Here is an 11,755-nt window from a genome sequence, read left to right on the forward strand (position 1 = left end):
GCCGCCGCGCCCGCGGGTCACATCTTGAATGCGACCGTTACGCCGTAGGTGCGCGGCGGCGCGTAGGGCGTCAGGATCTGGCGAAAGGGTCCGAAATAGGTGACGTAAGTCGGCGTCAGCTCGTCGGTCAGATTCTTGCCCCACAGCGACAACTCCCAGCGATCGTCGGGACCCGAAAGCGAAAGGCGCGCATCCAGATTGTCGTGCGAAGGCCAGAGCTGCTGCGGGATGTTCGACGCCTCGAAAAACGCATCGTCGACCCAGCTGTAATCGACGCGCAGCTTTGCCGACAGGTCGCCGACCGGGGTTTCGAACTGGCCGCCGATGTTGAACTTGTTCTTCGGCGAGCGCGGCAGCTGGTTGCCGGTATAGTTCAGGCCCGGGATCGTATATTCGGTGAACTTCGCGTCGAGATACGCATAGCTGCCGTCAATCTGGAATCCCTCGAACGGCCGCGCCACCGCCTCGACCTCGATCCCCTTGATCCGCGCCTTCGCTGCGTTGCTGACGACGACGCAGCACAGCGGGACGAGCTGCGAGACCTGGAGGTCCGAATAGTCGGTGCGGAACGCCGCGACGTTGAGCCGCAGGCGCCGGTCGAGCCAGTCGGTCTTCGCCCCGACCTCGTAACCCCAGGCGAATTCGGGGTCATAGGGGGTCGAAGCCCCCGCCGCGGTGCCCGACAGTCCCTGAAAGCCGCCGCTCTTGTAGCCGCGCGCGACCGAGGCATAGAGCAGCACGTCATCGGTCGCCTTCCAGTTGAGCGCGAAGCGCGGCGTGAAGGCCTTCCAGTTCTTTTTGCCGGTCACGTCATAGCCGGCGAGCGAGCCCAGCGGCGGCGGCAGGCCGGGGCCGCTGTCGGCCTTGAAGCCCGCGAAACGGCCGCTCTTGCGTTCCCATGTCATGCGCGCGCCGACCGTTGCGGTCAGCGACGGGACGATCTCGAAATCGACCTGCCCGAAGACCGCGACGCTGCGCGCGTTGACCGACTGCGGATAAATGCCGATCCCCGAATTGGCGGGGCTCGGGAAATCCTGGATCTGCCCTTCGACGCGATCGTTATTCTCCTTCAGGAAATAGACGCCCGTCTGGCCCTTCAGGCGCCCGCCCCATGCGTCGAAGGACAGGCGCAGCTCCTGGCTGAACTGGCTGTTGTCTTCTTCGCCGAAACTCGTCGATTCGATCTGCGCCGGCGGGTTGACCGGGTTGCTGAAGAAGGGGGTGACGAAATTGAACTTCACCTTGCGCAGCGCGGTGAGCGAGGTCAGCGTCCCGAACGGCAGGTCGAGGTTGGCCTCGGCCGAATAGGTCTGGATCGTCCGTTTGACCTCGCCGTCGATATAGGCGTTCACGACGCGTGGATCGGGGTTGATGCCGACGCAGTGGATGCCGCCCTGAAAGCTGGTGTCGCAATTATTGTGGCGCGGATTGCCCTTCTGGTCCTGATGCGAAATGTCGGCGCGCAGGATGATGTCGAGCGTGTCGGTGGGCACGAAACGCAGCGCGACGCGGCCCGTCGTCAGGTTGAGGTCGTTGACGTCATTGCCCGTTGTCTCATTATATTCGAAGCCGTCGCGCTGCTTGTGCGACAGCCCCGCTGACAGATACACCTTGTCGGTCAGCGCCATATTGCCGCGCGCGATCACCCCGACACGGTCGTAATTGCCGTAGGTGCCCTCGAAAAAGAAGCTCGTCTCGTCGGTCGGCTTGCGGCTGATGAACTGGACGAGGCCGCCGATCGCATTCTTGCCGAACAAGGTGCCCTGCGGTCCGCGCAGCACCTCGACGCGCTCGAGGTCGAGCGCGTCGAGGTCGGGGGTGCCGCCGCGCCCGGCATAGACGCCGTCGATGAAGACGACGACCGACGGGTCGCCGCCGGCGTTCTGACTGATGCCCGGCGCGCTGCCGATACCGCGCATCGCGAAGTTGGTGTTGATCGGGTCGACCGCGCTGACCGCAAGGCCCGGGGTGCGGATCGCGATGTCCTGCACCGTTTCGATGCTGTTGTCGCGAAGCTGCTCGGCGCTGAAGGCGGTGACCGAGACGGGGACGTCCTGCAGCCGCTGTTCCTGCCGCTGCGCGGTGACGATGATGTCGCCGCTCGTGTCGTCGGCGGCCTCCTGCGCCGCGGCGGCTGCGGGCAGCGCGGCGATCGCCGCGCCGGCCAAGAAGAGGATGGACTGCTTCCTTCCGAAATTTGTCATATCGCGTCTCCCAACACGTTGTTTTTTCGTGCGTCCCGATCATGCTTGACTCGGTCGCCAATTTACTTAGTTTGCTAAGTAACTGTTTCTATATAACAGGCCGGCTTGCGGTGCAAGAGCGAGCGGCGATCGGGAGGACAGGATCGATGGCGACGGAGATCGCGACAGGCGCGCCGCAAGGCGAACTGGGCGGGGAAGCGGGTGCAGAGCCGGGCTGGCCGCGCCCCGCCTATAGCTGGTACGTCGTCGGCGTTCTGCTGCTCGCCTATACGCTGTCCTTCGTCGACCGGATGATTCTCAGCCTGCTCGTCGCGCCGATCCGCGCTGCGCTGAACATTTCGGATACCGAGGTCAGCCTGCTTATCGGGCTCGCCTTCGCGCTCTTCTACACCGTGCTAGGCCTTCCGATCGCGTGGATCGCCGATCGCTGGAACCGCCGGAACCTGATTGTGTCGGGCGTGGCGCTGTGGAGCGTGATGACCGCAGCGTGCGGCTTCGCCGGAAGCTATGCGACACTGTTTCTTACGCGCATGGGAGTGGGGGTGGGCGAAGCGGCGCTGTCGCCCGCCGCCTATTCGATGCTCAGCGACATGTTTCCGCGCAACAAGCTTGCACGCGCGATGGCGGTCTATTCGATCGGGGTGCCGCTCGGATCGGGCGTCGCGATGATCCTCGGGTCTTTTGTCGTGCAGGCTGTGCTTGCCGCGCCGATGGTCGACCTGCCGCTGATCGGTCCGGTCGACGCCTGGCGTACGATCTTCCTGTGGGTCGCAGCGCCGGGGCTGCTCGTCTGCCTGTTGCTGCTGACCGTGCGCGAACCGCTGCGGCATGGCCTCCAGCGGACCGCCGCACCCGACGATATGGCCTCGGCGCCCGGCTTTCTGGCGCATCTTGCCGGACAGCGCGCCGCGCTGGGGGCGTTGTTCGCGGGCATGTCGCTGATCGGACTCGTCATGTACGGCGTGATCGCATGGGTGCCGACCTTCTTTGCGCGCACCTATGGCATGGATGTATCGCAGGCCGGGCTGTGGTTCGGGCTGATCATGGCGACCGGGGGTGCGGCGGGGCTGGTGATGGGCGGGACGCTCGCCGACCGGATGTTCGCAAAGGGCGTTCCCGACGCGCATCTGCGCGTGATGCGGCTGTCGATCCTGCTTGGTGGGCCGCCCTTGCTCGCGGCGGCGCTGATGCCGGATGCGACGCTCGCCTTCGTGATGCTCGCGCTCGCCTTTCCGATGCTGACGATGCACGGCGTCGGAACGGTCGCGTTGCAGTTCATCACGCCGAACGAATATCGTGCGCGTGTCACGGCGCTCTATTTCTTTGTCGTCAACCTGACCGGGCTCGGTTTCGGTCCGATGCTGATGGCATTGCTCACCGATCATCTGTTCGGTGACGACGGGGCGCTGCGCTATTCGATCGCCTTGGTGACGGGTATCGCGTTGCCGCTCGCGGCGATCATCCTCACCGCGGGCTTTTCGGCTTTCGCCCGCGATCTCGCCAAAATGACGGACGCCGGTTGACCGTAACCGGACCGGGCTCCATGCCGCTGCGGATTGCCCGGAGATCGTCGCGGACATTATGACGGGCCCGCACCGCGGCCAAAGGAGGACGACGATGGATAGCCCGTTCCTGATGATGAATCTGCTGAGCGCCGTCTACTGGTTCGACGAAGCGCTGCAGGCCGCGCTCAAGGAAGCTGGAATTCCCAACGTCAGCCGCGCCCAGTCGATGCTGATCGCCAATATCGCGGCGGGTGAGCATCGCGCGACGCGCATCGCCCGCAATCTCGGCGTCACGCGGCAGGCGATCAGCCTGATGCTCAGCGAGCTCGAGGCGCGCGGGATCGTCGAACTCGTCCCCGACCCCGGCGACCGGCGCGCGCGGATCGTCCGTTTCGCCGAACAGGCGAACGACACGCGCCGGGCGGCCGCAAAGGCGCTGCATTATCTGGAATTGAAGCTCGTCGAGCGGATCGGCCTTCCGGCCTACCACGGGCTGCGCGACGCGATGCGGATGGATTGGGGCGATCCGCCGCGCGTGCCGCCCGAAGCGCTGGAAGAGCCCGAGGGGTCGGCCGGACGGGCTTTGCCAATTTAGTTAAGTTTCTTGACATTATTTCTGCCCGGCCTATGGTGGCCGCAACAGCCGATTCAACGGCTCGCCGGGAGAGAATGTCATGAATATCGCCGTTCAGACGTGCAGGGCAGACGAGGAGCCTTTCGCCGATCGCCGGATTCCGAAAGGCGGCGACTGGCTGTCGCGCGCGGAACTCGTGGCGCTGACGCCCGAGGAACTGGTGCGCCGCACGACCGCGCTCAAGCCGCTCGTCGCCGCGCACGCACTCGAATGCGAACGGCTGCGCCGCCCGGTCGATGCCGTGTGGGACGCGATCCGCAAGACCGGCGTCTTCTATCATTTCGTTCCCAAGCGCTATGGCGGGCTGGAATTCGATATCGACAGTTTCATCGACGCGATGCTGCCGATCGCCGAGGGCTGCGGTTCGACCGGCTGGGTCACCGCTTTCTGCGTCGAGCATAACTGGATGCTCGCGCAATTCCCCGAAAAGCTGCAGGACGAGACCTTCGGCGGCGACTTTCCCTATGTCATCGCACCCGGCGCCACCAACCCGCCGGGCGTCGCCCAGCCGGCCGACGGCGGCTATCGCCTGACGGGCCGGTGGAAATGGGGCACGGGCGTCATGCATGCCGACTGGGTGATGGTGACCGGCATGATTCCCGGCGAAAACCCGCCGCGCCAGCTTTTCCTGGCGTTGCCGGCGGACCAGGTCGAGGTGCTCGACACCTGGCATGTCGACGGGATGATCGGCACGGGCAGCAACGACATTCGCTGCGCCGACATTTTCGTCCCCGAACATCGCGTGATGGACATGGGCGAAATGCGCATGGGCTGCGCGCCCGGCGCAAAGATCCACGCGCACAATCCGGTTTACCGAATGCCGATGACGCCTTTCCTTGCGATCACGGCGGCGATCGGCGCGGTCGGCGTCGCCCGGTCGGCGGTCGATCATTTTCGCGAACGCATCGGGGTTCGCACCATGCTCGGCACCACGGTCAAGCAGAACGAAAAGGCCTCGGCACATATGCGGCTCGGCGAAGCTGCGGCGAAGACGCAGACCGCCGAGATGATCCTGCGCGAGGTCGGGCGGCGCAATGTCGCACTGACCGAAGCGGCCGGAGACGGGCTGGTGAGCAACGAGGACCGCATCGCGCTCCGCGCACAGGTCGCGCTCGCGATGGACCTGTGCCGCGACGCGATCCGGCTGCTGGTCGAAGGCGCGGGGTCGAGCGCGCATATGACGAGCAGCCCGCTCCAGCGCGCGCTGCGCGACGTCAATGTGATGGCGAGCCACGTCGTCTATGATTTCGATGGCGCGACCGAACTGCTCGGACGGTCGCTGATCGGCTTGCCGCCCAACACCCCGGTCTTTTGAGATTGACAAAATTTTACGCAAGCAACTTGACAATAATTTTTCGCCTGCCATGATCTTAGCATACTAAGAAACTTCGGCACGACCGGCTTTGGGAGGTGCGGGATGCGCGATACGGGAGAGATCGACCGGCGGACATTGCTCGCCGGGGGCGCTGCGGCCCTGGCGGCGGTGCAGGGCGCGAGCGCGAAGGGGGCTGCCGCCGCCGAACGCGCCGCGCCGGTGCGGGCGGACCAGAAGCGGCGCGGCGGCCGCCCGAACATCCTTTTGGTGGTCAACGACCAGGAACGGGCGCTCGCCGACATTCCCGCCGCGCTGCCGCTGCCCGCGCACGACTGGTTGCGCGAACGCGGCATTCTCTTCGATCGCTTCCATGTGAACACGACGCCGTGCGGCCCGTCGCGCTCGAACATCTACACCGGGCTGCACACGCAGCACAGCGGCGTCTATGCCAATCCCAACTCGCCGCCGCATCCCCAGCTCAGCCCGAAGATTCCGACGATCGGGACGATGCTGCGCCGCGCCGGTTACCGCACGACCTACAAGGGCAAATGGCATCTTTCGAACATCAACGAGGGGCTGAACCTGCGCGGCGTCGCCGGCGGAATTTTCCCCAACACGCGCGATATTCTCGAGCCCTTCGGTTTTTCGGGCTATAATTTCAACGGCGAGCGCGAGGGACTTTCGTGGGAAGGATTCATGAGCGACGGGGTGACCGCCGCCGAAGCCGCCGGCCAGCTTCGCGCCTTTGCCGACGACGACGATGCGGCGCCGTGGTTCATGGCGGTCAATTTCGTCAATCCGCACGACATCATGTTCTATGACCCGAGCGGCGAGGGCGAGGCGACGCGCGCGCGGCCGAACCTCGTCGCGCCGCTGCTCGCCGCGCCGGGCGACCCTGTCTATGGCCGCGACTGGAAATTCCCGCTGCCGCGCAGCTTTCATGCCGACGACCTGTCGCGCAAGCCGCGCGCCCACGCCGCGATCAACGCCAGCTCGGGCGCCTTCTACGGCCGGATGCGGCACGAGGACGAGGCGGTCTGGCGCCGCAACCAGAATTATTATTTCAACTGCATCCGCGACGTCGACCGGCACATGCAGACGGTGTTCGACGCGCTTGTCGCTTCGGGGCAATTCGACAACACGATCATCCTCTTCACCTCCGACCATGGCGAACGCGCCGGCGCACACGGGATGCGGCAGAAGGGCGGGACGATCTACAAGGAGGATGTCGGCGTGCCGCTGATCGTCGTCCACCCCGACCTTCCGGGCGGGCGCACGACCCATGCGCTCGGCAGCGCGGTCGACCTCGTCCCGACGATGCTGGCGCTCGCCGGGGTCGATGAAGCGGCGGCGCGCGAAATGCAGCCGAAGCTGGCGGGCCATGACCTGTCGGCGGCGATCGCTTCGTCCGCCGCGCGGACGCGCCGCGACGACGCCGGAATCCTCTTCAACTATGCCGTGCGCTACGGGTGGAACGCCCCCGATGTGCCAAAAGGCGCTGCCGAGACGAAGCCGCTGCCCGAAAACGACCTGATGCTTCGCCGCCTGCACCGCGGCGTCCACGACGGCCGTTACAAGTTCGCGCGCTATTTCGCGCCTTCGCAGCATCATATCCCGAAGCGCTGGGACGACCTCGTCGCGCATAACGACCTCGAACTCTATGACACGGCGGCCGACCCCGACGAGATCGACAATCTCGCCTGGCGACCGGACGCTCACAAATCGCTGATCGAACGCCTGAACGCCCGGACCAACACGCTGATCGAAGCCGAGGTTGGTGAGGACAAGGGTGCCGAATATCCGGGTCCGGCCACACAATATGAGACGCTGAAACTCGCCTGACCTGTCACCTTGGGAGAGGGACTATGAAAATGAAAACACTGCTTTGCGGCGGCGCGATGGCGCTCGCCCTCGGAACACCCGCCTTTGCGCAGGAAGCTGCGGCAGACGGCGCGAGCGCGCGCGACGACCAGACGATCATCGTCACCGCGACCCGCCGCGAGCAGACGCTGCAGGAAGTACCGATTTCCGTCGCGGTGGTCGGTGGCGAACAGCTTGAGGAAAAGGGCACGCTGTTGTTCGACGATGTCGCCGATAGCGTCCCCAACCTCCAGATCGACCGCACCAATGGCAATTTCGCGATCACGATGCGCGGCCTCGGCGCCGGGACGGGCAATCTGTCGTTCGAGCAGTCGGTCGGGCTGTTCATCGACGGCGTCTATCTCAGCCGTTCGCGAGCCTTCCAGAACCCGCTGCTCGATATCCAGCGCGTCGAGATCGTGCGCGGGCCGCAAGGCGCGCTGTTCGGCAAGAACACGAACGCGGGCGCGATCAGCGTCGTCACGCGCCGCCCGACGCGCGATTTAGAGGGCTTCGTCCGCGCGAGCGGCGAGGTCGAGCATGGCGGCTGGAACCTCGACGGCGCGGTCTCGGGACCGGTATCGGACACGATCAGTGTCCGCCTGACCGGGCGCGCCGGCGCGATCGGCGACTATATGAAAAATACGCTGACCGGCCGCGATGAATTCGGGTCCCGTTATGAAGCGGTGCGCGGCCAGATCCTGTGGGAACCGGGCGACGATTTCGAGGCACTGGTCAAGGTCGAGCATTCGTCGAACCGCGTCGACGGCGGCGCGCTGGTGTTCAATTATATCGGCGATGCGAGCTGCTTCCTCTGCAACAAGGTGCGCAATTCGGGTGCCAATGTCCCCGAATATCCCTCGTTCCGCCGTGCGTCCGCGGGGACCAATCCCGAATATGACAACACCAAAACGACGATGGCGCAGCTGACGATGAACCTCGATGCCGGCGACTGGCGCTTTACGTCGGTTACCGCCTGGCAGGAGCTGAAGGGCGGCGTGAATATGGACTATGACGGTCCGCTGACCTTTTTGGAATCGGACATCACCGAACAGTCCAATTCGCTGTTTCAGGAAGTGCGCGCGCAGCACCCGATCGGCGACGATGGCGCCTTTATCGCCGGGCTGACCTATATCGACACCGATTTGCACATCCAGCAGGCGTCGACCTTCAACGCAGCAAGCGCGGGATTTCCCGCCCCGCTCAACGGCCTGTCGCTCCGCCAGTTCAACCAGACCGGCGAATCCTGGTCGCCCTTTGCGTCGGTCGAGGTGCCGGTCAGCGAGCGGATCATGCTCAGCGGCAGCCTGCGCTATTCGAAGGAACGCCGCGTGGGCAACGCGATCTCGAGCAATGTCGGCGTCTTTCCGCCGACCTATCTGCCCTATGATCTGACCGAAACGCGCAAGGAGAGCCTGTGGGATTATTCGGCGCGCATCCGGTACGAATTTTCGCGCGATGCCTATGTGTACCTCAGCTATGCGACGGGCACCAAGGGCGGCGGGTTCGTGTCGAACGATGCGCTGCTCCTTTTCAACATCCAAAGCGGCGTCGCGACCTTCCAATATGATTCCGAACGGGCGAGGTCATGGGAGCTCGGCGGGAAATTCCGTTTCCTGGGCGGAAAGGGGCAATTCAACGTCGCGCTGTTCCGCACCAATTTCGCCGACCTGCAGGTGTCCGAATATAATGGCACCGCCTTCATCACCGGCAACGCGGCGTCGGCGATCGCCCAAGGGGTCGAGATGGACGCGAATATCGGCCTCGGCGACCATTGGCGCGTCGGCGGCAGTTTTGGGTATCTGGATGCCCACTACAAGGATTATCCGGGCGGCGCCTGCCTCTATAATGCACCGGCGACCTGTAACCCGCGAACCAATAATTTGGCGGGGGTTCGCCTTGTCCGCGCGCCCGAATGGACGGGCAATGCGTTCATCGAGGCCAAATATCCGGTGTCCGGCAGCCTGTATGTGCTCGGCAATGTCTCGGCGAACTATCAGTCGCGTTCCTTCTTCCAGCCCGACATGAGTCCGCTCAACTCGCAGCCCGCTTTCACCAAATATGACGCTCGGCTGGCGGTGGGCCGCGAAGACGGGCGATGGGAACTCGCGCTGGTGGGCCGCAACCTCACCAACAAGGTCACCACCAGCCAGGGATTCAATACCCCGGTATTTGGCGGCAACAGCCACATGGCGCTCGTCGGATCGCCGCGGACGGTGACGCTGCAATTGTCGCTCGACTTCTGATTGCGCGGACGAGGCAGGATGGCGCGGCCGGAGCTCTTGCTGCTCGCCGGGGGCATTCGCCCGGGCTCGCTCAACGAGAAGCTGATCGGCTGCGCGGTGCAGGCGGCGCGCGATCGCGGGCTGCCTGCGACGCGCCTGTCGCTGGCGGACTATCGCCTGCCGTTGTTCGGCGCCGAAGCGCTGTCGATCGACGAGGTGCCCGAGGCGTTGGCGCTCAAGGCGATGTTCCGGCGCCATGACGCCGTGATCATCGCGAGCCCCGAGCATAATGGCTCGGTCACGGCGATGCTGAAGAACGCGCTCGACTGGATTTCCTGTCCGGGGGAAGGCGAGGCGGCGCAGGCCTATGGCGCCTTTCGCCGCAAGCCTTTCGCGATGCTGTCGGCGTCATCGAGCCCGTTCGGAGGGTTGCGCGGCCTGTCCCAGCTTCGCCAGATTCTGACCACCGTGAACGCCTGGGTGGTGCCCGAACAGCTCAGCGTGCCGCACGCCCATCGCGCGTTCGACGCGACCGGCAAGCTCGCCGATCCCCTCCTCCGGACCCTGCTGGATGAACTGGTCGACACGGTGGCAGGTGCGGTCCGCCACGAAGCGGTCGAAGGGAAATGATGAGCGAGCGGCTGCCTGCCGGGAATTACTGGGCTTTTGATGACAGCCTCGGCTATCTCGCTCGCCTGATCTTTCGCTCCTTTTCCCGGCTACGCGAGCAGCACACCCGCGAATATGACATATCCTCGGGTCAATGGACGTTCCTCCGCCAACTTTGGAGCGACGACGGGATCAGTCAGCGCGAACTCAGCCGCCGGCTCGCGATGCGCGATGCGACGACTGCGGTTGCGCTCCGCGCACTGGAACGGGCGGGTTTGGTGCGCCGCGCCGTCAACCGCCGCGACCGGCGTGAAATACTGGTTCATCTGACTCCGCATGCCAGGCGCCTGGAAAAGCTGCTCATGCCGAGGACCGCCGAAATCCAGGCGCTTGCCACCCAAAATTTATCGGATACCGAAGTCGATACCCTCAGGCGGCTGCTGTTCCACGTGATCGACAATCTCGCTTCCGCCGATCCCGAGCTTCAAGACAGTCGGCGAATCATTCCTCACCCCAAGCAGATCGACAGAGGGCCGCCATCTCGCGACTAGTTTGACCTGGCGCGATGCTGAAAGCGGAGCAATCGCGAAGTGCGCACAAAGTGACAACATTGCGGGAAGTGCTACCGAGTTAATCTTATTCGGCGGAACGCCCGTGCGGTGGAGGGATCGGCTTGCGGATCAATCGCTGACCTAAGCCGACAACGTCGCGCGATAGTCGTCGACGGCAAGCAATAGCCCTTCGATCTCGGCCGGAACGATCCGGATCCGGAGGTCGTCTCGGCCATTCGGCCGCCCCTTGAATTTGAGATCCCAGCCTTCCGCGCGGGTCATGGCGGCCCTGAGCTGGGTTTCGTCGACCGAGAAGACCAGCTTCATCGTCAGCGCGCAATCGCCGTTGAAGTCGCTATTCGGGCACATGGTGTCGTCGCCGCGCCGCGCGTGATCGAGCCGCTGTGCCACGAGGTTGCCATCGCGATCCGCGAAGTGGACCGTGTCATAGAGACGCTGCGAGCCCCAATAGCGCAGGGACTGGTGCACCTCGAACCGGGTTTCGCCGGTGCGTTTGTCGACATGGGCTTCGACATGGCTGTCGAACGAAGTAGAGCCATTCAGCCGCCGTTTTTTGCGAAAACCGTTGCGGGTCGAGATAATTGTTGCGAACTCCAGATCGTCGTCGTCGATCGTGGCTTTGGCGCGGAAGGCTTCCGCATCCATTTTTGCGAGCTGTCTCGGCACCGCGGGAGCGTTCGCCACCGCGGGCGAAGCGAGGACAACTGCGACCAAGCCAAGGGTCAGGCTGGAAAAACGCACGAGTGAAACTCCTTGAAGACCATGAAACCGGCGGGGGGACGCCGCCATGGCTCGAGCAAATACCGGGCGAATAATGCACTCAGGTGTCGC

Annotated in this window: 9 protein-coding genes; 7 read left to right on the plus strand and 2 right to left on the minus strand. The window is 64.4% G+C overall.

Features of this window, described 5'->3' with window-relative positions; genetic code table 11:
• Positions 1-17: 17 nt before the first annotated feature.
• Complete coding sequence (locus tag V8J55_RS10495) at positions 18-2,204, minus strand: TonB-dependent receptor (RefSeq protein WP_336445543.1); 2,187 nt, start codon at positions 2,202-2,204, stop codon at positions 18-20.
• 146 nt (positions 2,205-2,350) lie between these two features.
• Between V8J55_RS10495 and V8J55_RS10500 the strand changes: the two genes are divergently transcribed.
• The 7 genes from V8J55_RS10500 (at position 2,351) to V8J55_RS10530 (ending at position 10,903) form a co-directional block, all read left to right on the plus strand.
• Entirely contained in the window at positions 2,351-3,727 is a 1,377-nt protein-coding gene (locus tag V8J55_RS10500; protein WP_336445544.1) for a spinster family MFS transporter, read from the plus strand.
• Positions 3,728-3,821: 94 nt separating this feature from the next.
• Positions 3,822-4,304 (plus strand): MarR family winged helix-turn-helix transcriptional regulator, encoded by a 483-nt coding sequence (locus V8J55_RS10505; RefSeq protein ID WP_336445545.1) that lies wholly within the window; start codon positions 3,822-3,824, stop codon positions 4,302-4,304.
• 79 nt (positions 4,305-4,383) lie between these two features.
• A complete protein-coding gene (locus V8J55_RS10510) occupies positions 4,384-5,658 on the plus strand; it encodes a hypothetical protein (RefSeq protein WP_336445546.1) in 1,275 nt (424 codons plus the stop codon).
• A gap of 102 nt (positions 5,659-5,760) precedes the next feature.
• A complete protein-coding gene (locus V8J55_RS10515) occupies positions 5,761-7,500 on the plus strand; it encodes a sulfatase-like hydrolase/transferase (protein WP_336445547.1) in 1,740 nt (579 codons plus the stop codon).
• A gap of 29 nt (positions 7,501-7,529) precedes the next feature.
• Complete coding sequence (locus tag V8J55_RS10520) at positions 7,530-9,764, plus strand: TonB-dependent receptor (RefSeq protein ID WP_336445548.1); 2,235 nt, start codon at positions 7,530-7,532, stop codon at positions 9,762-9,764.
• An 18-nt stretch (positions 9,765-9,782) separates the two neighbouring features.
• Complete coding sequence (locus tag V8J55_RS10525; RefSeq protein WP_336445549.1) at positions 9,783-10,373, plus strand: NADPH-dependent FMN reductase; 591 nt, start codon at positions 9,783-9,785, stop codon at positions 10,371-10,373.
• Positions 10,373-10,903, plus strand: a complete 531-nt coding sequence (locus V8J55_RS10530; protein WP_336445551.1) for a MarR family winged helix-turn-helix transcriptional regulator — start codon at positions 10,373-10,375, stop codon at positions 10,901-10,903. Before V8J55_RS10525 ends, V8J55_RS10530 begins: the two co-directional genes overlap by 1 nt.
• A gap of 141 nt (positions 10,904-11,044) precedes the next feature.
• Here the strand turns inward: V8J55_RS10530 and V8J55_RS10535 are convergent, their stop codons facing one another.
• Positions 11,045-11,665 (minus strand): hypothetical protein, encoded by a 621-nt coding sequence (locus V8J55_RS10535; protein ID WP_336445552.1) that lies wholly within the window; start codon positions 11,663-11,665, stop codon positions 11,045-11,047.
• Between the last annotated feature and the right edge of the window lie 90 nt (positions 11,666-11,755).

Origin of the sequence: Sphingopyxis sp. CCNWLW2, assembly GCF_037095755.1 — a bacterium.
In the GTDB taxonomy this organism is placed as follows: Bacteria; Pseudomonadota; Alphaproteobacteria; order Sphingomonadales; family Sphingomonadaceae; genus Sphingopyxis.

Coding starts and splice junctions, on each gene's coding strand:
- V8J55_RS10530 (WP_336445551.1), top strand. CDS start 10,373: ATGAGCGAGCGGCTGCCTGCCGGGAATTACTGGGCTTTTGATGACAGC.
- V8J55_RS10510 (WP_336445546.1), top strand. CDS start 4,384: ATGAATATCGCCGTTCAGACGTGCAGGGCAGACGAGGAGCCTTTCGCC.
- V8J55_RS10515 (WP_336445547.1), top strand. CDS start 5,761: ATGCGCGATACGGGAGAGATCGACCGGCGGACATTGCTCGCCGGGGGC.
- V8J55_RS10520 (WP_336445548.1), top strand. CDS start 7,530: ATGAAAACACTGCTTTGCGGCGGCGCGATGGCGCTCGCCCTCGGAACA.
- V8J55_RS10525 (WP_336445549.1), top strand. CDS start 9,783: ATGGCGCGGCCGGAGCTCTTGCTGCTCGCCGGGGGCATTCGCCCGGGC.
- V8J55_RS10505 (WP_336445545.1), top strand. CDS start 3,822: ATGGATAGCCCGTTCCTGATGATGAATCTGCTGAGCGCCGTCTACTGG.
- V8J55_RS10500 (WP_336445544.1), top strand. CDS start 2,351: ATGGCGACGGAGATCGCGACAGGCGCGCCGCAAGGCGAACTGGGCGGG.
- V8J55_RS10495 (WP_336445543.1), bottom strand. CDS start 2,204: ATGACAAATTTCGGAAGGAAGCAGTCCATCCTCTTCTTGGCCGGCGCG.